Origin of the sequence: Xanthomonas sp. DAR 80977 (assembly GCF_041240605.1) — a bacterium.
GTDB lineage: Bacteria > Pseudomonadota > Gammaproteobacteria > Xanthomonadales > Xanthomonadaceae > Xanthomonas_A > Xanthomonas_A bundabergensis.
On sequence record NZ_CP162487.1, the window covers coordinates 2,866,197 to 2,889,158 of the forward strand.

The following is a 22,962-nucleotide window of genomic DNA, read 5'->3' on the forward strand; positions in this document are numbered from 1 at the left end:
GGCGCGGCTCGCCGGGCCGCGCAGCGACGAGCGCGCGCGGCAAGGACAGGCGGCCAGCACTGGCCTGGCGCCGGACACGGCCACGCGCTGCCGAAGCGCGCCGGCAAGGCTGGACCAGCGGCGACGACTGCTCGCCGCGCGGCAACTGCCAACCACGCCGCACTTTTCCGATGCGCCGCTAAAGCTTCCCGCGCATTGGCCGTTATCTGCCATAGAACCATTCGTGCGGAGCAATGATGAGCACAGTCACCCTTGGCGAGGATCTCGGCATCGAGACCAGCGCCGACCTGAAACAACGGCTGACCCCGTTCCTGGCGTCGGACGACGAGTTGCGGCTGGACGCCGGCGAGGTCCGCCGCATCCATACCGCATCCGTGCAGGTGCTGTGCGCATTCGTCGATGCACGTCGGCAGGACGGCAAACGCACCGTGTTCGAGGCCTGCAACGACACGTTCCGCGATGCGGCACGCCTGCTAGGGGTCAGCGAATCGCTGGGCCTTCCTGCAACCCCTGACAACCTGAAATCTGTGGAGAACGCCGCATGAGCGCACGTATCTTGGTGGTGGACGATTCGGCGTCGATGCGCCAGATGGTCTCCTTTGCCCTGACCTCGGCCGGTTTCGCGGTCGAGGAAGCCGAAGACGGCCAGGTCGCCCTCGGCCGCGCCCAGGGCCAGCGCTTCAACGCGGTGGTCACCGACGTCAACATGCCGAACATGGACGGCATCTCGCTGATCCGCGCGCTGCGCCAGCTGCCCGACTACAAGTTCACGCCGATGCTGATGCTGACCACCGAGTCGGCGGCGGACAAGAAGTCCGAAGGCAAGGCCGCCGGCGCCACCGGCTGGCTGGTCAAGCCGTTCAACCCGGAACAGCTGATCGCCACCGTCCAGAAAGTCCTGGGCTGATTCCCTCCCCACCCTTTTTCCGGATTCCCCGCCCATGAGCATGGACCTGCAACGTTTCCACGCCACCTTCTTCGAGGAAAGCCGCGAAGGGCTGGACGCGATGGAAGCCGGATTGCTGTCGCTGGAAGAAGGCAACCGCGACCCCGAGACGATCAACTCGGTGTTCCGCGCCGCGCACTCGATCAAGGGCGGCGCCGCCACCTTCGGCTTCGAGGCGATGGCCGGCCTGACCCACGTGCTGGAGACGCTGCTCGACGAACTGCGCTCGGGCAAGCGCGACGTGGAAGCGCACGCGATCGACGCGATCCTGGGTTCGGTGGACGTGCTGCGCGCACTGCTGCGCGAAGCCGAGCACGGCACCCCGGCCGACCCGGTCGCGGTCAAGGCCGTGCACGACCGCCTGCAGCAGGCGCTCAACGGCAACGCCGCCGTCGCGTCCGCCGCGACCCCGGCGGCCAACCAGCCGGCCGAACCGGAAGCCTGGCAGATCGGCTTCACCCCGGCGCCGTCGCTGTTCATGAGCGGAAACGACCCGCTGCGCATCATCCGCGAGCTCGAACACCTCGGCCCGCTGCAGGTCGCCTGCCGCACCGCGCGCCTGCCCGGCTTCAACGACCTCGACCCGCTCGAGGCCTATCTGGCGTGGGACCTGGGCCTGGTCGGCAAGATCCCGCGCAGCGCCATCGAAGACACCTTCGCCTGGGTGATCGACGATTGCGAACTGGACATCCGCGCGGTGCCGCCGCCGAGCCTGGCCAGCGCGCCGGCACCGGTGCTGGCGCAGGCCCCGGCCAGCGCCACCGCCGCGCCGGCCGCCGCCGTGGCCGCCAATGCGCCGGCCGGCAACGCCGCCGCCGCGCACGAAGCGGAAAGCTCGATCCGGGTCAGCGTCGACAAGGTCGATGCGCTGATCAACCTGGTCGGCGAACTGGTCATCACCCAGGCCATGCTCAAGCAGGTCTCCGGCGACCTCGACCCGGCCCACGCCGAACGCCTGTTCGCCGGCCTGGACCTGCTCGAACGCAATACCCGCGACCTGCAGGAAGCGGTGATCGGCGTGCGCATGCTGCCGGTGGACGCGGTGTTCCGCCGCTTCCCGCGCCTGGTCCGCGACCTCTCCACCCGCCTCGGCAAGCAGGTGCGGCTGCGCACCATCGGCGAAGGCACCGAGCTGGACAAGGGCCTGATCGAGAAGATCGCCGATCCTCTGGTGCACCTGGTGCGCAATTCGATCGACCACGGCCTGGAAATGCCGGACGCGCGCCGCGCCGCCGGCAAGGACGAGACCGGCACCATCACCCTGGCCGCCTCGCACCAGGGCGGGCACATCGTCATCGAAGTCAGCGACGACGGCGCCGGCCTCAACCGCGACCGCATCCTGGCCAAGGCCGCCGAACGCGGCCTGGCGGTCCCGGACAACCCGAGCGATGCGCAGGTGTGGGACCTGATCTTCGCGCCCGGCTTCTCCACCGCCGATGCGGTCACCGACCTGTCCGGCCGCGGCGTGGGCATGGACGTGGTCCGCCGCAACATCCAGGGCCTGGGCGGCGAAGTGCAGCTGGAAAGCAATGCCGGCCGCGGCACCCGCGTGCTGATCCGGCTGCCGCTGACCCTGGCGATCCTGGACGGCATGACCGTGTCGGTCGCCGGCGAGACGCTGATCCTGCCGCTGGCCTACGTGATCGAGGCGCTGCAGCCGCAGCCCGACGACATCCGCAGCATGGCCGGCGAAGGCCGGGTGCTGCGGGTCCGCGGCGAATACCTGCCGATCCTCTCGCTCAGCGATTGCTACGGCTACGGCCGCACCGAGCAGGCCGAGCCGCTGGTGGTGGTGGTCGAGGCCGACGGCCAGAAGCTGGCGCTGGAAGTGGACGAACTGGTCGGCCAGCAGCAGGTGGTGGTCAAGAACATCGAGAACAACTACCGGCGCATCGGCGGCATCTCCGGCGCCACCATCCTCGGCGACGGCCGCGTCGCCCTGATCGTGGACATCGGCGGACTGGTGCGCTCGCTGCGGGTCCCGCAAGCGGCCTGATCGCCGCTGTCGCAGATCGCCGCGCACGTCGCGCGGCCAGCAAAAAAAAGCCCCGGCAGCGATGCCGGGGCTTTTGCTTTTTGCGGTACAGCTGCACGCCGCTCGCCGCGCCCGGCCTGCGCGAAAGGCCGCCTTGCATGCGCAGGAAAATGCCGGCCGCGCGCGCGATCACCAGTGCAGAAAACCACCGCGCCTGTCGGAGAAACGTCGCTATCGCGGCGCCCGCAAAGCTGCCGGACAGCTACCTAACCGTGACGCAAATGCGGCCGACCGCCGTCAATCAGTTTTCCTCTGCAGCGTCGATACCCGGATCGTGGCATCGCGACGCAGCGATCCACGCAGGGCACTGGCACCCGGTCGCGCATCGCCGGGGCAGTCCATCCATCGCAGATGAAGCAAGGTCTGACATGAACGCAATCCTCGAACGCTACAACGTCGGGCGCCGTCTTGGCGCCGCATTCGGCATCCTGATCCTGCTGTCCGGGCTGTTGGTGGCCATCGGACTGGCGAGCATGGCCAACGCGCACCGGCAACTGGACTCCATCGTCAACGACAACATGGAAAAGATCCGGCTGTCGAACGAAATGCTCGACGCCAACACCAATGTCGCGATCGGGCTGCGCGACATCACGATCGTGCAAGGCGACGCGGCCAACCAACGCGTGCTGAATTTCGTCAACACCAACCGCGACCGCTACAAGACGGCCCACGATGCGCTCGTGGCCCTGCCGAGCAGCGCCGCCGAGCGGCAGGCGATCGACTTGATCAATACGCGGCGCGCGGTCTCGGTCGCGCTCAACAACCAGGTCCTGCAATTCGGCGAGAAGGACCAGAATGCGCAGGCGCAGGCCTTGCTGCTGGGCGCGGCGTCGGTGGCCATGGACCAGCAGCAGGCCGCGATCCGCGCCAATGCCGAGCTGCAGCAGCATCTGAGCAAGCAGGCGTATGCGGCGGCGCTGTCCTCGATGACCCAGAGCCGGCTCAAGCTGATCATCGGTGGCGTGTCGGCGCTGCTGATCAGCAGCCTGCTGGCCTGGCTGATCACCCGCAGCCTGACCCGGCCGCTGAACCGCGCCACCCGCGCCGCCGAGGCCATCGCCGACGGGCGCCTGGACAACGACGTGCGTACCGATGCGCGCGACGAACCCGGCCGCCTGCTCAACGCGATGGACAAGATGCAGACCCAGTTGCGGCGCTTCTCCAGCGAGACCGCGCTGATGATCGAGCTGCACGCCGACAAGGACATCAGCCACCGCATGCCGCTGGATTTCCCCGGCGTCTACGGCGAGCTGAGCAAGGGCATCAACACCATGATGTTCGAGCACCTGGACGCGATCGTCGATGCCATCGAGGTGCTCAACGAGTACGCCAACGGCGACCTGCGCCGCGACGCGCGGCGCCTGCCGGGCAGCCGCGCGGTGCTGCACGAATCGATGGATGCGGCCAAGGCCAGCCTGCTGGCGATCAATACCGAGATCAAGCGCCTGGCCGCGGCGGCCGCGGCCGGCGACTTCAGCGTCCGCGGCGACGACCAGCGCTTCCAGTACGATTTCCAACTGATGGTGCAGGGCCTCAACGCGATGATGGAGGTCAGCGACCGCAACCTCGGCAAGCTCTCGGCGCTGTTGCAGTCCATCGCCGCCGGCGACCTGAGCGCGCGCATGCACGGCGAGTTCCACGGCGTGTTCGCCAGGATGCGCGACGACGCCAACGCCACCGCCGATCAGCTGACCGGCATCGTCGGCGGCATCCAGACGGCCGCGGTCAGCATCAATGCCGCCGCCAGCGAGATCGCCGCCGGCAACGACGACCTGTCGCGCCGCACCGAGCAGCAGGCCGCCAGCCTGGAGGAAACCGCCGCGTCGATGGAAGAATTGACCTCCACGGTCAAGCAGAACGCCGAGCATGCGCGCCAGGCCAACCAGTTGGCGGTCGGCGCCGCCTCGGTCGCCTCGCAGGGCGGCAACGTCGTGAGCCAGGTGGTGAGCACGATGAGCGGCATCGAGACCTCGTCGAAGAAGATCGCCGACATCATCAGCGTCATCGATGGCATCGCCTTCCAGACCAATATCCTGGCGCTCAACGCCGCGGTGGAGGCGGCGCGCGCCGGCGACCAGGGCCGCGGCTTCGCCGTGGTCGCCAGCGAGGTGCGCACCCTCGCCCAGCGCTCGGCCGGCGCGGCCAAGGAGATCAAGCACCTGATCGACGATTCGGTGACCCGCGTCGCCGAGGGTTCGACGCTGGTGCGCCAGGCCGGCCAGACCATGAGCGAGATCGTGTCCTCGGTGCAGCGCGTGACCGACATCATGGGCGAGATCTCCGCCGCCTCGCAGGAGCAGTACGCCGGCATCGAGCAGGTCAATCAGACCGTCACCCAGATGGACCAGGCCACCCAGCAGAACGCCGCCTTGGTCGAGGAGGCCACCGCGGCGGCGCGCTCGATGGAGGACCAGGCCGGCCAGCTCACCGCGGCAGTGGCGGTGTTCAAGCTGGAAGCGAGCAACGCCGGTGCGGCGAAGCGGCCGGCGTTGCGCAGCCTGCCGGCACAGCCGGCGCAGTTGCGCCAGGCCTAGCCGCCGCGGGCGCCGGCCATACCGGAATGGCAGCGCCCCGGGTCAGGCCGCCCACCCGCCCCACTGCTGCACGCCCCCGATCGGCCGCGGCATTCCGCGGCCGATTGGCTCTCTGCGCCGCAATGCCGGCCGCGGTCCCCGTCCGTCCCTGCCCCATGTTTGTCACCGCGACCGACGTGGATCCTGCCGCGGCCCCTTGTGCAGCAAGGCCCAGCGGATGGCTCGCACCGCCCTCGCCGAAGACCTGGCCTACAAAAAAATCAACCTCCATTGACTAAACCTATCTATCGCAATCAATGAATCGATTGAATTTGGATATGGAAATGCCGTTACAGGAGATATGGATGCAGCAATCACGCATCCGACGCGCTGCAGTCGCCTTTTCATTTCTCCTGGGATCCATCGATGAAGACCAAGAATCTACCCCTGTCGGCTCAACTCGCCCTCGGCTTCGGTGCCGTCGTCCTGGTGCTGCTGATCGTCGGTGCGATCAGCCTGCGCAGCCAGTTCCAGTTCAACGATGCCGTCGCCATCAACGAACATACCTTCAAGGTGCTGGCCACCGGCGAACTGATGCAGGCCAATGCCCTGAATGTGCAGACCAGCGCCCGTGGCTATCTGCTGTCCAGCAACAAGGATTATCTGCAGCCGTTCGCCCTCGGCCAGGAAGGTTTCGACAAGAGCTTTGCCGAGGCCAAGCGCCTGACCGCGGACAACCCGCGGCAACAGGCGCGCCTGGCGCAGCTGCAGACCGCGTACCAGCAACTGCTGCAGATCGAGCAGCAGATCATCGCCCTGCGCGAACGTCCCGACAGCCAGCAGCAGGTGCTGTCCGCGTTCGCCGAAGGCCGCGACCGCAAGACGATGGGGGAGATCCGCTCGCTGCTGGGCGCGTTCGCCGATGAGGAAAGCGGCTTGCTGGTCAAGCGCAGCCAACAGTTGCAGACGGTGCGTACCCAGGGCAAGTGGTCGGTGCTGCTCGGCAGCCTGGTCGCGATCCTGGTCGCGGTGGGCATGGGCGTGTTGATCCGGCGGCAGTTGCTCAAGCGCCTGGGCCTGGCGATCGGCGTCGCCGATGCCATCGCCTCGGGCAGGCTGGACAACGCCATCGACACCCAGTCGCGCGACGAGACCGGGCGCTTGCTGGCCAGCATGAACACCATGCAGACCCAGCTGCGCGCGGTGCTGGCGGCGCAGACGGAAATGGCGCAGCGCCACGACGCCGGCCAGATCAGCTACCGCATGGACGAGAGCGCCTTCCCCGGCGACTATGGGCGCATGGTCCGCGACAGCAATGCGCTGGTCGCCGCGCATATCGCGGTGAAGATGCGCCTGGCGCAGATCATGGGCCGCTACGCGGTCGGCGACCTCAGCGAGGACATGGAGCGCCTGCCCGGCGAGAAGGCGGTGCTGAACGAGATCATGGATACGGTCAAGCGGAACCTGGGCGCGATGAACCGCGAGATCGGCCAGCTCGCCGCCGCCGCCGCGGCAGGCGACTTCAGCGTGCGCGGCGACGCCGAGCGCTTCCAGTACGACTTCCGCGCCATGGTCGACAATCTCAACCAGCTGATGGCCACCGCCGACGGCAACCTGCAATCCCTGTCCGCGCTGCTGCAGTCCATCGCCGCCGGCGACCTGACCGCGCGCATGCGCGGCGAGTTCCAGGGCGTGTTCGCCACCATGCGCGACGACGCCAACGCCACCGCCGAGCAATTGGCTGCGATCGTCGGCCGCATCCAGACCGCCGCGGTCAGCATCAATGCCGCCGCCAGCGAAATCGCCGCCGGCAACGACGACCTGTCGCGGCGCACCGAGCAGCAGGCCGCCAGCCTGGAAGAGACGGCTGCATCGATGGAAGAGCTGACCTCCACCGTGAAGCAGAACGCCGAACATGCGCGCCAGGCCAACCAGCTCGCGGTCGGTGCGGCTGCGGTCGCCTCGCAAGGCGGCGAGGTGGTCGGCCAGGTCGTCACCACGATGAGCGGGATCGAGGCCTCGTCGAAGAAGATCGCCGACATCATCAGCGTCATCGACGGCATCGCCTTCCAGACCAACATCCTGGCGCTCAACGCCGCGGTGGAAGCGGCACGTGCCGGCGAACAGGGTCGCGGCTTCGCCGTGGTCGCCTCGGAAGTGCGCACCCTCGCCCAGCGCTCGGCCGGCGCGGCCAAGGAGATCAAGGGCCTGATCGACGACTCGGTGAGCCGCGTCGCCGAAGGCTCGGCCCTGGTCGATCGCGCCGGCCGCACCATGCAGGAGATCGTGTCCTCGGTGCAGCGCGTGACCGACATCATGGGCGAGATCTCCGCCGCCTCGCAGGAGCAATCGGCCGGCATCGAGCAGGTCAACCAGACCGTGACCCAGATGGACGAGACCACCCAGCAGAATGCGGCCCTGGTGGAAGAAGCCACCGCCGCGGCGCGCTCGATGGAGGACCAGGCCGGCCAGCTCACCGAAACCGTCGCGGTGTTCAGGATCGAGGCCGAGCCGGCCAGCGCCGCGCCTGCGGTCCGGCCGGTACTGCGCAGCGTGCCGGCGGTCCCCGCACAGGTGCGCCAGGCACCCGCGCCGCGGCGGCTGGCCGTCGCAGGGACCGCAACGGAGTGGCAGGAATTCTGAGTCCGGGCAGCCCACACATCCCGCCGCGACACCCGATCGGCCGCAGCCCCGCTGCGGCCGATTCAATTTATGAGACGCAGTGCCGATAAGGAGTCAGACCCAGGATATTGCCGATACCGCCGCACCCAACAAGAAACGCGGCGCTCCAGCGCGGGCGAGCGGATCGGCTGCTGCATTTTTCTCCACTTCCGCCACCGATGACGCCATGAAACCGACCCCTGCCCCCCGCTCCACCAGTGTGGCCACCCGCCTGATGCTCGGTGTCGCCGCGATCGCCGTGCTGTGCTTCGGCGTCACCGCCGCGATCATCTACGTGCGCAGCAGCGATGCGCTGCTCACCTCGGCGAAGGCGGGCATGACCGATGCCGCCTACCTCGAGGCGCAACGCATCTCCAGCGACATCGGCGCAGCCTTCGTGTCCAACCAGGTGTTCGCCAACAGCCTGCTGGCGCAGCGCGGCCAGGATGGCAAGGTGCGCGAGACCTTCAGCGACAGCGTGCTGCGCGAACTGCGCCAGCACCCGGACTGGACCGGCCTGGGCACGCTGTGGGAGCCGCAGGCGTTCGACGGCAAGGACAGCGCCTATGCCAACGCCGAAGGGCACGATGGCAGCGGCCGCTACATGGTGTACTGGGCATGGCAAGGCGACAAGCAGGTGCGCGAGCCGCTGCGCGACTACGAGGTGCCCGGCTCCGGCGACTGGTACCTGAAGGCGCGCCAGCAACACCGCCCGACCGTGGTCGAACCCTATGTGTACGAGATCGGCGGCAACAAGGTGCTGATGACCACGCTGACCACGCCGGTGCTCGAGGACGGCAAGTTCCTGGGCGTGGTGACCACCGACTTCGGCCTGGCCAAGCTGCAGGAACGCCTGTCCAAGCTGCACCCGCTCGGCGAAGGCCGCGTGCGCCTGCTGTCGCCCGGCGGCGCGATCATCGCCGATCGCGACGCGGCCAAGGTCGGCAAGAAGCTCGACGACCCGGACACGCGCGCGTTGCTGGCCGCCATCGCCAAAGGCGAGAGCGTGACCCGCCAGGTCGCCGATCCGCAGACCGGCGTCACCGACATCGAAGTCTATGTGCCGCTGCAGATCGGCCAGGCCCAGGAGCGCTTCGCGCTGGGCGTGGCGGTTCCGCGCTCGCTGCTGATGGCGCAGGCGCGCTCGCTGCTGTGGACCATCATCGCGGTCGGCCTGTGCGCGGCGCTGCTGCTCAGCGGCGGCCTCTACGTCTTGTTGCGGCGCCTGGTGGTCAAGCCGCTGGCCGATGCCGTCGAGGTCTCCGGCGCCGTCGCCGCCGGGCGCCTGGATAGCCGCATCCACTACCGGCGCAACGACGAGCTGGGCCGGCTGTTCGGCTCCATGCAGCGCATGCAGGAACAGTTGCGTGCCGTCCTCGATGCGCAGAAGGAAATGGCGCAGCGCCACGACGCCGGCCAGATCAGCTACCGCATGGACGAAGCCGCCTTCCCCGGCGACTACGGACGCATGGTCCGCGACAGCAATGCGCTGGCCGCGGCGCATATCGCGGTCACGCAGCGCCTGGCGCAGATCATGGGCCGCTATGCGATCGGCGACCTCAGCGAGGACATGGACCGCCTGCCCGGCGAAAAGGCGGTATTGACCGAGACCATGGACACGGTCAAGCAGAACCTGAGCGCGATGAACCGCGAGATCAACCAGCTCGCCTCCGCCGCGGCCGCCGGCGACTTCAGCGTGCGTGGCGACGCCGAGCGCTTCCAGTACGACTTCCGCGCCATGGTCGACAGCCTCAACCGGCTGATGGCCACCGCCGACGGCAACCTGGAGGCGCTATCCAAGCTGCTGCAGTCCATCGCCGCCGGCGACCTGACCGCACGCATGCATGGCGAGTTCCAGGGCGTGTTCGCGCGGATGCGCGACGACGCCAATGCCACCTCCGAGCAGCTGGCCGGCATCGTCGGCCGCATCCAGACCGCGGCGTTGAGCATCAACAGCGCCGCCTCGGAAATCGCCGCCGGCAACGACGACCTGTCGCGCCGCACCGAGCAGCAGGCCGCCAGCCTCGAGGAAACCGCCGCCTCGATGGAGGAACTGACCTCCACCGTGAAGCAGAACGCCGAACATGCGCGCCAGGCCAACCAGCTCGCGGTCGGCGCCGCATCGGTGGCCTCGCAAGGCGGCGACGTCGTCAGCCAGGTGGTGACCACGATGAGCGGGATCGAGACCTCGTCGAAGAAGATCGCCGACATCATCAGCGTCATCGACGGCATCGCTTTCCAGACCAACATCCTGGCCTTGAACGCCGCGGTGGAAGCGGCGCGCGCCGGCGAGCAGGGCCGCGGCTTCGCCGTCGTCGCCTCGGAAGTGCGCACCCTCGCCCAGCGCTCGGCCAATGCCGCCAAGGAGATCAAGGGCCTGATCGACGAGTCGGTCACCCGCGTCGCCGAAGGCTCGGCCCTGGTCGATCGCGCCGGCCAGACCATGAGCGAGATCGTGTCCTCGGTGCAGCGCGTGACCGACATCATGGGCGAGATCTCCGCCGCCTCGCAGGAACAGTACGCCGGCATCGAACAGGTCAACCAGACCGTCACCCAGATGGACGAGGCCACCCAGCAGAACGCCGCCCTGGTCGAGGAAGCCACCGCCGCCGCGCGCGCGATGGAGGAACAGGCCGGGCAGCTCACCGCGGCGGTGGCGGTGTTCAAGCTCGACACCGCGGTCGCGTCCACGCCGGCCGCGGTGGCCAGGCCCGGCATCGTCGCCGCCGCGCCCGCGACGCCAGCCAAGCGGGCGCCGGCAAAGCGCAAGGCGCCCGTGCAGGGGTTGCCGAGCACGTCGTCCAGCGCCAACGAGGCGCAGTGGCACGAGTTCTGAGCAGCCGCTCCGGCAGGTTCCCGCATTGCCGCGGGGACACGCCGGAGCGGCACATGCGGCGGCGGATGGAGCACGCGCACGCCGCATGACCGGGGCGACAACCGCGACACGCCAAGCGCCGCCGCACTGTCCTTTCGATGGCCGCAGCAGGCCACCGGTCGGACATGCTTAAAGAAAACCCGGACGGTGCCGTTAGCCTGGAGACCGATTGTGCTAGCTGCGTCACGGAAGCGCAACCGCAGGTCGAAGCGGACCGTGCGGCAAATCGGCGGACAGCATCGCGAAGCACCTGCGTTTCAAGATTGACCGTCACGGGGATTGCCATGAAGCCTATCGTTCTTGCCAGCTGCCTGACCTTGTTCGGCATCGCCAGCCTTGCGCGCGCCGAAGAGGAGACGATCGCCACCGATCGCCCCGACTTCGTCGAATCCAGCCTCACCGTCGGCGACCGCCGGCTGCAGGTGGAGACCAGCGTCGCCTGGGAGCGCGACGGCGACGTCAACGGCTACACCACGCCGACCCTGTTCCGCTACGGCCTCGGCGAGACCTGGGAACTGCGCCTGGAAACCGACGGCTGGCAGCATCTGGATGCGCCCGCCGATGCCGACGCGCTCGGCTTCAGCGATATCTCGCTGGGGATCAAACATCATCTGGCCAGTTCCGACGACGGCGGCGCCTCGCTGGCCTGGCTGCTGCACGTGGACCTGCCCAGCGGCGGCCGCGACGTGCGCGGGCACGGCGCGCGGCCATCGTTCCGCCTGGTCGCCGAATGGGAACTCAGCGACAGCCTTTCCCTCGGGGCGATGCCCGGCGTGATCTGGGACGAGGACGAGAGCGGCCACCGCTATGCGGCCGGCATCTTCGGCGTGGTGCTCGGCAAGGCCTGGACCGAGCGCAGCCGCTCGTTCGTCGAGGTGGCGCTGCCGCAGATCGCCAGCAGCGACGATGGCGGCACCGTCGCCCTGCTCGATGTCGGCTCGGCCTGGCTGCTGAGCGACAACGTGCAGCTGGATGCCGTCTACAGCTACGGCCTCAACGACCGCTCGCCGGATCACGCGCTCGGCGCGGGCTTGTCCTTCCGCTTCTGACCTAGGCGACACCCATGAAAATCACGCACATGCTCGCAATCCTGGTGCTGGTGGCGCTGCTCGCGTTGCTCGCGCTGGGCGGCGTCGGTTACGGCGCGCAGCAGGGATTGCTCGGCGCGGTCGCCGCACAGGTCACCTCGTCCGATGCGCTGCGCAACCACATGCAGGCGGACATGATGCACGACGCCCTGCGCGGCGACGTCACCACCGCGTTGCTGGCCGCCTCGCGCCAGGACGAGGCCGGGATCAAGGCCGCGCACGCCTCGCTCGACGAGCACGCCGCGGAGTTCCGCCAGTCGCTGGCCGACAACCGCAAGCTGCCGCTGGATCCGGCATTGCGCAAGGAACTGGAGGCGGTCGCTCCCGCGCTGCAGGCCTACATCGCCGCCGCGAACCAGGTCATGACCGTGGTCGAGGCGCATGCGGACAGCGCCGCCGCCTACGCCGACTTCACCGAAAAGTTCGAACAGCTGGAGACGCGGATGGGCTCGATCAGCGAGCGCATCCTGGCGCTGAACCAGGCCAGCCGCAGCGCCGCCGAGCAGTACAGCCGCCGCGTCACCTGGCAGCAGGCCGGCGCCGTGGTGCTGGCGGTGCTGTGCCTGGGACTGGCCGCCGGCTGGATCCTGCGCTCGGTGTCGCGCCTGCTCGGCGGCGAGCCGCGCGTGGCGATGGCCGCCGCCCAGCACATCGCCGAAGGACGCCTGGACCAGCCGATCCCGGTCGCCGCCAAGCACGCGCACAGCCTGATGGCGGCCCTGGCGCGGATGCAGCGCGAACTGCGCGAGCGGATCGAGCGCGAGCGCAGCGTCGCCGCCGAGAACCTGCGCATCCGCACCGCGCTGGACAACGCCTCGACCGGCATGTACATCGCCGACCCCGACCTGACCATCGTCTACGCCAACAACGCGCTGCAGAAACTGCTGCATACCTACGCCGACGACATCCATGCCTGCGCGCCGGCCTTCGAGCGCTCCAGCCCGCTGCTCGGCCAGCCGGTGTCGCTGCTGGAAGTCGGCAACTCGCAGGACGCGGAGATCTACCAGCAACTCGACCGCCGAGGCATCGCCCAGCGCGAGGTGCGGTACCGCGAGGCCTGCATCGCCCAGGAGGTGTCCGCGATCCGCAACGAGGCCGGTGCGCACGTCGGTTTCGTCTGCGAATGGCGCGACCGCACCGCCGAGGCCAAGGTCGAGGTGGACGTGGCCGAGGTGGTGCGCAGCGCCGCCGCCGGCGACCTGTCCAAGCGCATCGACAGCGACGGCAAACAGGGCTTCTTCCTGCTGCTGGCGCAGCAGCTCAACGGCCTGCTCGACGCCAACGCGGTCAGCATCGCCGAAGTGTCGCGGCTGCTCAGCGCGCTGGCCGACGGCGACCTGAGCGCACGCATGCACGGCGAGTTCCACGGCGTGTTCGCCGACATGCGCGACGACGCCAACGCCACCGCCGAGCGGCTGGCCGGCATCGTCGGCCGCATCCAGCAGGCCGCCGGCAACATCCATACCGCCGCCACCGAGATCGCCGCCGGCAACGACGACCTGTCGCGCCGCACCGAACAGCAGGCCGCCAGCCTCGAGGAAACCGCCGCCTCGATGGAGGAACTGACCTCCACCGTGAAGCAGAACGCCGAACATGCGCGCCAGGCCAACCAGCTGGCGGTCGGCGCCGCCTCGGTCGCCTCGCAGGGCGGCGAGATCGTGAGCCAGGTGGTGAGCACGATGAGCGGCATCGAGACCTCGTCGAAGAAGATCGCCGACATCATCAGCGTCATCGACGGCATCGCCTTCCAGACCAACATCCTGGCGCTCAACGCCGCGGTGGAAGCGGCGCGTGCCGGCGAACAGGGCCGCGGCTTCGCCGTGGTCGCCAGCGAAGTGCGGACGCTGGCCCAGCGCTCGGCCAACGCCGCCAAGGAGATCAAGGGCCTGATCGACGACTCGGTCACCCGCGTCGCCGAAGGCTCGGCCCTGGTCGACCGCGCCGGCCGCACCATGCAGGAGATCGTGTCCTCGGTGCAGCGCGTGACCGACATCATGGGCGAGATCTCCGCCGCCTCGCAGGAGCAGTCGGCCGGCATCGAGCAGGTCAACCAGACCGTCACCCAGATGGACGAAGCCACCCAGCAGAACGCCGCGCTGGTCGAGGAGGCCACCGCCGCCGCGCGCTCGATGGAAGAGCAGTCCGAGCAACTGAGCGGCGCGGTCTCGATCTTCCGGCTGGAACAGGACGGTCCCCGCAAGGCGACCGCATCGGCCTCTGCGCTTTCCGCGGTTGCGACGCGCCATGGTGCCGGTTCGGCGCCCGCACGGCATGCCGCTTCCCAGGCGTACGCCCCCGTCATCGCCGATGCGAACGATGCGCATTGGCAGACTTCCCGAGTGTAAGGAAAACAATCGCGCAAGGTCGGGAATCGACCTACAACCAAATTGCCATGCGCCAACGCAGGGTCGGTGCCGATAGTGCATTCAGGCGGCGGCATCGAGGTTGTCCAGCGATACAGCAGCACAGAACAGCAGCACAGACGAATCATTGCTCCATTTGCTTGTCGCCACGCTTCGCCGTTACAGGTTTCGCGTTCGACATCGGCCCTATGCAGGGGCGTTGCCGACGCAACCGTTACAGCCAATCTCCGGCAATCAACGAGGTCAGCCATGAATTCGTTTCTGCAACGCTACAACGTCGGACGCCGCCTCGCCGGCGCCTTCGGCCTGCTGATCCTGCTTTCCGGCGTGCTGGTCGCCGCCGGCCTGATCGCCATGTCCAGTGCGCGCAAGGAACTGGACAGCATCGTCAATGTGAACGTGGAGAAGATGCGCATCGGCAATGGCATGCTCGACGCCAACTCGTCCATCCTGATCGCGCTCGGCACCTATACGATGGTGACATCGGAGCAACTCAACGCCGAGGCCATCGCCACGGTCAAGCAGCAACGGCAACGCTACAGCGATCTGCGCAAGCGACTGGACGGCCTGCCGGTCTCGACGGCCGGGCTGAAGCTGCTGGCGGAAATCGATCGGCGCCGCGAAGTCGCTCGCGGCATGAACGACCAGGTGATGGCGCTGGCCGGCGCCAATCGCAACGCCGAAGCGCAAGCGGTCCTGAGCGAGAAGGCACGCCCCGCCACGCTGGCGTGGCAGGCCGCGATCCGCGAGAACGTGACCCTGCAGGAGCAACAGACCAAGGCGGCATATGCGGCGGCGCTCCAGGCGATGAATCGCGGCAAGCTGCTGCTGACCATCGGCGGCATCGCAGTGCTGGTGGTCAGCAGCCTGTTGGCCTGGGCGATCACCCGCAGCCTGACCCGGCCGCTGAACCGCGCCACCCGCGCCGCCGAGGCCATCGCCGACGGGCGCCTGGACAACGACGTGCGCACCGATGCGCGCGACGAACCCGGCCGCCTGCTCAATGCGATGGACAAGATGCAGACCCAGCTGCGGCGCTTCTCCAGCGAGACCACGCTGATGATCGAGCTGCACGCCGACAAGGACATCAGCCACCGCATGCCGCTGGATTTCCCCGGCGTCTACGGCGACCTCAGCAAGGGCATCAACACCATGATGTTCGAGCACCTGGACGCGATCGTCGATGCGATCGAGGTGCTCAACGAGTACGCCAACGGCGACCTGCGCCGCGATGCGCGGCGCCTGCCGGGCAGCCGCGCGGTGCTGCACGAATCGATGGACGCGGCCAAGGCCAGCCTGCTGGCGATCAACACCGAGATCAAGCGCCTGGCCGCGGCGGCCGCGGCCGGCGATTTCAGCGCCCGCGGCGACGCGGCGCACTTCCAGCACGACTTCCGCCTGATGGTGGAAGGACTCAACGCGATGATGGAGGTCAGCGACCGCAACCTCGGCAAGCTCTCCGCGCTGTTGCAGGCCATCGCCGCCGGCGACCTGACCGCGCGCATGCATGGCGAGTTCCATGGCGTGTTCGCGCGGATGCGCGACGATGCCAACGCCACCGCCGATCAGCTGACCGGCATCGTCGGCCGCATCCAGACCGCCGCGGTCAGCATCAATGCCGCCGCCACCGAGATCGCCGCCGGCAACGACGATCTGTCGCGGCGCACCGAACAGCAGGCCGCCAGCCTGGAAGAGACCGCCGCCTCGATGGAGGAACTGACCTCCACGGTCAAGCAGAATGCCGAACACGCGCGGCAAGCCAATCAGCTGGCGGTCGGTGCGGCTGGCGTCGCCACCCAGGGCGGCGAGGTGGTCGGCCAGGTGGTGACCACCATGAGCGGCATCGAAGCCTCGTCGAAGAAGATCGCCGACATCATCTCGGTCATCGACGGCATCGCCTTCCAGACCAATATCCTGGCGCTCAACGCCGCGGTGGAAGCGGCGCGCGCCGGCGACCAGGGCCGCGGCTTCGCCGTGGTCGCCAGCGAGGTGCGCACCCTCGCCCAGCGCTCGGCCAATGCCGCCAAGGAGATCAAGCACCTGATCGACGACTCGGTGACCCGCGTCGCCGAAGGCTCGTCGCTGGTCGACCGGGCGGGTCGGACCATGCAGGACATCGTGTCCTCGGTGCAGCGCGTCACCGACATCATGGGCGAGATCTCCGCCGCCTCGCAGGAACAGTACGCCGGCATCGAGCAGGTCAACCAGACCGTCACCCAGATGGACGAGGCCACCCAGCAGAACGCCGCGCTGGTCGAGGAGGCCACCGCGGCGGCGCGCTCGATGGAGGACCAGGCCGGGCAACTCACCGCCGCGGTGGCCGTGTTCAAGATCGACGACGTCTCCGCGCCAGCACGCCACCGCCCCGCGGTCAGCGCGCCGGACGTGGCCGCCGTGGTCAAGGCACAGGTGGCCGCCGCGACGCGTGCGGTGCGCAATGCGCCCAAGCGCGCCGCCAGCGGTGGCGGCGACGCCAGTTGGCAGGAGTTCTGAGTCCTGCGGCCGCGATGCGGGTGATTGCATCGCGGCTGCAACCCAGACTGGTCGACAGCATGCGCCTGAGGCCTGGCCCGCCTTGCGAGCGGCCGCGGCTTCGACAGTCGCACCGGCATCGAATGATCGGCAAGCCCGAGTCGTGCATTCGGGCTTTTCCATTTCCGCAACGCGAACAGCCGCCGCGCGCACTGCATCCTCGAATGGTTCGGCGACTCGTCGTAGCGATCAAAGCGCCAAGGAAAAAGCCTGCGCCCGAAGCGCCGGCAGGCATCGCATAGCCGCCGCGTCGCAAGGCATGGGAATCATTCTCATGCGCGCCTCAAAAAAACTGCCGAACGCCCTCAAGTTTCTGAGATGGGCGTCTTGAGCCGAACATTTTTCGGCTCGCGGCCTAAAGTCCCCCCACCCAATGCCGCTAAAAGTCTCAATCTGAGAATTTGTCTAAAAAATACTACTAAAGTTTTCGCTGCCATCTGCTAAGTCGCCGCTGCTCGGCGTCTCACAGCTGCAGCCTGCGACCCCGATGGCAGCGCCAGCGGATTCTTCATGTGTGTGCGACATGTCTGCTGAGCTCCGGCGCCAAGCAGACTGCTGTCCCTGCCGGACTCGTACCTTCACAGCTTGATTGTTCGTTAACCCGACCCGGTAGAACACAATGAAATCCAAGAATCTGACTATCTCCACGCAGCTGGCCATCGGCTTTGGCGCCGTCGTGCTGGTCATGCTCATCGTCGGCGGCATCAGTCTGAGCAGCCAGTCAAAATTGAACAGCGCGATGGCGATCAACGAGCACACGTTCAAGGTATTGGCGACCGGCCAGGAGATGCAGGAGAACGCGCTGAACATCGAGACCGGCACGCGCGGCTACCTGCTGTCCGGCGACAAGCAGCATCTGCAGCCCTTCGAGAAAGGCCAGGCCGCGTTCGAAAAGGGCTATGCCGACGCCAAGCAGCTGACCGTGGACAATGCCAAGCAACAGGCGCGCCTGGCCGAGGTGGACAAGGCCTACCAGCAATTGTTGGCCGTGGAAAAGGACACCATCGGCGTCCGCGAAGGGGCCAACGGTGCCGAACAGGCGCTGGCGGTGTTCCGCGAGGGACGCGACCGCGCCGCCATGGGCAAGATCCGTCAGCTGCTCGGCGATTTCGCCAACGAAGAGACCAGCCTGCTGGCCAAGCGCAGCGCCGAGCTGGAAGCGGTGCGCGCCCGCGGCAAGTGGTCGGTGCTGATCGGCAGCCTGATCGCGGTGCTGGTCGCCGTGGGCATGGGCCTGGTGATCCGCCGCCAGCTGGTCAAGCGCATGGGCCAGGCCATCTCGGTCGCCGATGCCATCGCCTCGGGCAACCTCGACAATGCCATCGATACCAAGTCGCGCGACGAAACCGGCCGCCTGCTGATCAGCATGGACAAGATGCAGAGCCAGTTGCAGGCGGTGCTCGCGGCGCAGACCGAGATGGCCCGGCGCCATGACGCCGGCCAGATCAGCTACCGCATGGATGCCAAGGCATTCCCCGGGCAATACGGCCGCATGGTGCACGACAGCAACGAGCTGGCCGGCTCGCACATCGCGGTGAAGATGCGCCTGGCGCAGATCATGGGCCGCTATGCGATCGGCGACTTCAACGAGGACATGGACCGCCTGCCCGGCGAGAAGGCGGTATTGACCGAGACCATGGACACGGTCAAGCAGAACCTGAGCGCGATGAACCGCGAGATCAGCCACCTGGCCTCCGCAGCGGCGGCCGGCGACTTCAGCGTGCGCGGCGATGCCGAACGCTTCCAGTACGACTTCCGCGCCATGGTCGACAGCCTCAACCAGCTCATGGCCACCGCCGACGGCAACCTGCAATCCCTGTCCGCGCTGTTGCAGTCCATCGCCGCCGGCGACCTGACCGCGCGCATGCACGGCGAGTTCCAGGGCGTGTTCGCCAGGATGCGCGACGACGCCAACGCCACCTCCGAGCAGCTGGCCGGCATCGTCGGCCGCATCCAGACCGCCGCACTGAGCATCAACAGCGCGTCCAGCGAGATCGCCACCGGCAACGACGACCTGTCGCGCCGCACCGAGCAGCAGGCCGCCAGCCTGGAAGAGACCGCCGCGTCGATGGAGGAACTGACCTCCACGGTCAAGCAGAACGCCGAGCACGCGCGCCAGGCCAACCAGCTCGCGGTCGGCGCCGCCGCTGTCGCTTCGCAGGGTGGCGAGGTGGTCGGCCAGGTGGTCACCACGATGAGCGGCATCGAAGCTTCGTCGAAGAAGATCGCCGACATCATCTCGGTCATCGACGGCATCGCCTTCCAGACCAACATCCTGGCACTCAACGCCGCGGTGGAAGCGGCGCGTGCCGGCGAACAGGGCCGCGGCTTCGCCGTCGTCGCCTCGGAAGTCCGCACCCTCGCCCAGCGCTCGGCCAATGCCGCCAAGGAGATCAAGAGCCTGATCGACGACTCGGTCGGCCAGGTGTCCAACGGCTCGGCGCTGGTGCGCCAGGCCGGCCAGACCATGAGCGAGATCGTGTCCTCGGTGCAGCGCGTCACCGACATCATGGGTGAGATCTCCGCCGCCTCGCAGGAGCAGTACGCCGGCATCGAGCAGGTCAACCAGACCGTTACCCAGATGGACGAGGCGACCCAGCAGAATGCGGCCCTGGTGGAAGAAGCCACCGCCGCCGCACGCGCGATGGAAGACCAGGCGCGCCAGCTCACCGAAACCGTCGCGGTGTTCAAGATCGACGACGCTCCCGCGACGACGGCGCCGGCCAGCCGGCGCCAGGCAGTCAGCGCACCGGCCGTGGCCGCCGTGGTCAAGGCGCAGGTGTCGGCGGCGACCCGCGCCGTGCGCAACGCCGCACCCAAGCGTGCGGTCGGCGCCGGCGCTGCTGCTGCCGATACCAGCTGGCACGAGTTCTAAGTCCCGCCAACGCAATGCCGACGATCGCCATGCCGGTTCCGGCATGGCGATCGTCGTTGCACCGGCCGCCCATGCAGATCGCGCCGATCGCCGGCAGGAGCGGCATCGGCCCGGGATCGGCCCCCGTCTTTCGGATCGAACGTCGCGCCGCAGGCCATGGCACAGCGACGCTGTAACCCGGCGCTCACAGCCGCGCGACAAACTCGATCGCCGGCTGACTCGCATGCCTGCCGCGCTTCAACAACCCAGCCGGCACGCCGCTACTGCATCGACTCCCAGACGTTTGCGCAAGCAGTCATCACCATGAAGCATCCCCTATCGCATCGCCCACTGCCTGCATCCCTGCCGGCGGTTGTTCCGTATGCGCAGGCAGGCGATGCCGCGCCGCTGCAATCGCGCACCGCCTGACCTGTTGCCCCGACGACGTTCAGAGACTTTCCATGCCATTGTCCATCCAGGCCGCTGCCGGCCACCCCCACTCCCCCATCGGGCCGCAGCGAGCGCTGCGCGCCTGGCACGATCTCGCCATCGCCAGGAAACTGAGCATCATCGGCATCCTCGCCCTGCTTGGGCTGGTGATCCCGGTCCTGCTCTACAGCGGCAAGCTCAACGAAAGCGTCGGCATCAGCCGCAACGAACTGCGCAGCTATGCGCCGCTGCGCCAGATGCTGTCGCTGGTTGGCGCGCTGCAGGCCGAACGCGTGGAAACCGGCGCCGCCGCAGCCGTCGCGGCGCGGCGCACCGACAACTTCCTGGCCGACCTGCAACGCACCGTCGCCACCCTGCCCGGCTTCGAGCGCAGCGACAAGGCCTTGGCGCGCCTGCACCAGGCCCTGGCGGACGGACGCGGCGACAGCGCCACGGTCGCCGACCGGGCCTCCGCCGCACTGGATGCGATGCGCGACGACAGCCAACTGGTCTACACCCCCTATGTCGAGAGCTACCACCTGGTGGTGGCCAGCCTGATCTACGGCCCCGATACCGGCCAGGCGCTGACCCGCCTGGATGCGGCCACGGACCCGTCGCAGGCTGGCGCGCAGGCGCCGGTGCTGCGCGAACAGATCGCGCAGGTCGCACGCGACCATGCACGGCTGCGCCATGAACTGGAAAAAGCGGTCGGCCTGCTCGAGCAACCGGATCCGGCGTTGGCCGCGGCAGTCGCCGCCGAAGCGGGTCGTGCGGACCAGGCATTGGCGCAACTGTCCAACGCACTGGACAGCGGCGCAGCGGACGCCGACCAGCGCTGGAACCGCGCGCTCGACGAGTGGGGCCATGCGCTGCAGGCGCTGAGCGCGGTGTCGCTGCAGGCCTTGCAGGGCCAATCGGCCCGGCACCTGGCGGACGCACGCAGCGCGATGTGGTGGACGATCGCCGGCCTGGGCCTGCTGACGCTGCTGATCGTGGCCTTGTGCGTGCATACCCTGTCGACGCTGACCCGCAACGTGCGCCGCGCCGCGGGCGTCGCCGCGCAGATCGCGCAGGGCAAGCTGGACACGGCGATCGCGGTTTCCAGCCATGACGAAAGCGGCCAGCTGCTCGGCAACATGCAGCAGATGCAACAGCAACTGCAGCAGGTGCTGGCCGCACAGGTGGAGATGGCGCAACGCCACGACGCCGGCCAGATCAGCTATCGCATGGACGAAGCCGCCTTCCCCGGCGACTACGGGCGCATGGTCCGCGACAGCAATGCGCTGGTCGCCGCGCACATCGCGGTGAAGATGCGCGTGGCGCAGATGATGGGCCGCTACGCGATCGGCGACCTCAGCGAAGACCTGGAACCCCTGCCGGGCGAGAAGGCGGTGCTGAACGAGATCATGGATACGGTCAAGCGCAACCTGGGCGCGATGAACCGCGAGATCGGCCAACTCGCCGCCGCCGCCGCGGCAGGCGACTTCAGCGTGCGCGGCGACGCGCAGCGCTTCCAGTACGACTTCCGCGCCATGGTCGACAATCTCAACCAGCTGATGGCCACCGCCGACGGCAACCTGCAATCCCTGTCCGCGCTGCTGCAGTCCATCGCCGCCGGCGACCTGACCGCGCGCATGCACGGCGAGTTCCAGGGCGTGTTCGCCGCCATGCGCGACGACGCCAACGCCACCGCCGAGCAACTGGCTACGATCGTCGGCCGCATCCAGACCGCGGCGTCGAGCATCAACAGCGCCGCCTCGGAAATCGCCACCGGCAACGACGATCTGTCGCGGCGCACCGAACAGCAGGCCGCCAGTCTCGAGGAAACCGCCGCGTCGATGGAAGAGCTGACGTCCACGGTCAAGCAGAACGCCGAACATGCGCGCCAGGCCAACCAGCTCGCGGCCGGTGCGGCCGCGGTCGCCTCGCAGGGTGGCGAGGTGGTCGGCCAGGTGGTCACCACCATGAGCGGCATCGAGGCCTCGTCGAAGAAGATCGCCGACATCATCAGCGTCATCGACGGCATCGCCTTCCAGACCAATATCCTGGCGCTCAACGCCGCGGTGGAAGCGGCGCGTGCGGGGGAACAGGGTCGCGGCTTCGCCGTCGTCGCCAGCGAGGTACGCACCCTCGCCCAGCGTTCGGCCGGCGCGGCCAAGGAGATCAAGCATCTGATCGACGACTCGGTGAGCCGCGTCGCCGCAGGCTCGGCGCTGGTCGATCAGGCCGGCCAGACCATGAGCGAGATCGTGTCCTCGGTGCAGCGCGTCACCGACATCATGGGCGAGATCTCCGCCGCCTCGCAGGAACAGTACGCCGGCATCGAGCAGGTCAACCAGACCGTCACCCAGATGGACCAGGCCACCCAGCAGAACGCCGCCCTGGTCGAGGAAGCCACCGCCGCGGCGCGCGCGATGGAGGAACAGGCTGGACAGCTGGCCGACGCGGTCGCGGCATTCAAGCTGCCCGACAGCGCAGCGACCTCCACGCTCCACACGCACCCTGGCGCATCGCTGCGCCTGGCCGGCAAAACCGCAGCATTGACTGCAGTGCGCACCATGCCGGCCGCGATGGCCAGGGGCACCGAGCGGCGCGGGTCCTGATCCAATGCCCGCCAGGCCTGTCCAAAATCCTGTCCCGCAATGTCAAACACCATGTCCTGAGAC

The 22,962-nt window shown here is 68.2% G+C and carries 11 protein-coding genes; all 11 read left to right on the top strand.

Annotation, left to right across the window (positions count from 1 at the left end; translation table 11 throughout):
- The first annotated feature begins 236 nt into the window (after window positions 1–236).
- The 11 genes from AB3X10_RS12145 to AB3X10_RS12195 all read left to right on the top strand — a co-directional run bounded on the left by AB3X10_RS12145 (window position 237) and on the right by AB3X10_RS12195 (window position 22,899).
- A complete protein-coding gene (locus AB3X10_RS12145) occupies window positions 237–545 on the top strand; it encodes an STAS domain-containing protein (protein WP_145708096.1) in 309 nt (102 codons plus the stop codon).
- Window positions 542–907: a response regulator gene (locus AB3X10_RS12150; RefSeq protein ID WP_003470902.1), complete on the top strand. Its 366-nt coding sequence runs from the start codon at window positions 542–544 to the stop codon at window positions 905–907. The genes AB3X10_RS12145 and AB3X10_RS12150 overlap by 4 nt, the downstream gene beginning before the upstream one ends.
- A gap of 34 nt (window positions 908–941) precedes the next feature.
- Window positions 942–2,942 (top strand): chemotaxis protein CheA, encoded by a 2,001-nt coding sequence (locus AB3X10_RS12155; protein WP_369975272.1) that lies wholly within the window; start codon window positions 942–944, stop codon window positions 2,940–2,942.
- A 407-nt stretch (window positions 2,943–3,349) separates the two neighbouring features.
- Window positions 3,350–5,515 (top strand): methyl-accepting chemotaxis protein, encoded by a 2,166-nt coding sequence (locus tag AB3X10_RS12160; RefSeq protein ID WP_369975273.1) that lies wholly within the window; start codon window positions 3,350–3,352, stop codon window positions 5,513–5,515.
- Between the two features lie 405 nt (window positions 5,516–5,920).
- Window positions 5,921–8,137, top strand: coding sequence for a methyl-accepting chemotaxis protein (locus AB3X10_RS12165; protein ID WP_369975274.1), 2,217 nt, complete (start codon window positions 5,921–5,923; stop codon window positions 8,135–8,137).
- A gap of 205 nt (window positions 8,138–8,342) precedes the next feature.
- Window positions 8,343–10,991 (top strand): methyl-accepting chemotaxis protein, encoded by a 2,649-nt coding sequence (locus AB3X10_RS12170; protein WP_369975276.1) that lies wholly within the window; start codon window positions 8,343–8,345, stop codon window positions 10,989–10,991.
- A 323-nt stretch (window positions 10,992–11,314) separates the two neighbouring features.
- The gene (locus tag AB3X10_RS12175; RefSeq protein ID WP_369975277.1) at window positions 11,315–12,079 is read left to right on the top strand and encodes a transporter; all 765 of its coding nucleotides are present in this window, start codon (window positions 11,315–11,317) and stop codon (window positions 12,077–12,079) included.
- Between the two features lie 14 nt (window positions 12,080–12,093).
- A complete protein-coding gene (locus AB3X10_RS12180; RefSeq protein ID WP_369975278.1) occupies window positions 12,094–14,463 on the top strand; it encodes a methyl-accepting chemotaxis protein in 2,370 nt (789 codons plus the stop codon).
- A 267-nt stretch (window positions 14,464–14,730) separates the two neighbouring features.
- A complete protein-coding gene (locus AB3X10_RS12185; RefSeq protein ID WP_369975279.1) occupies window positions 14,731–16,974 on the top strand; it encodes a methyl-accepting chemotaxis protein in 2,244 nt (747 codons plus the stop codon).
- A gap of 658 nt (window positions 16,975–17,632) precedes the next feature.
- Entirely contained in the window at window positions 17,633–19,888 is a 2,256-nt protein-coding gene (locus tag AB3X10_RS12190; RefSeq protein WP_369975280.1) for a methyl-accepting chemotaxis protein, read from the top strand.
- A gap of 440 nt (window positions 19,889–20,328) precedes the next feature.
- A complete protein-coding gene (locus tag AB3X10_RS12195; protein WP_369975281.1) occupies window positions 20,329–22,899 on the top strand; it encodes a methyl-accepting chemotaxis protein in 2,571 nt (856 codons plus the stop codon).
- The last annotated feature ends 63 nt before the right edge of the window (window positions 22,900–22,962 follow it).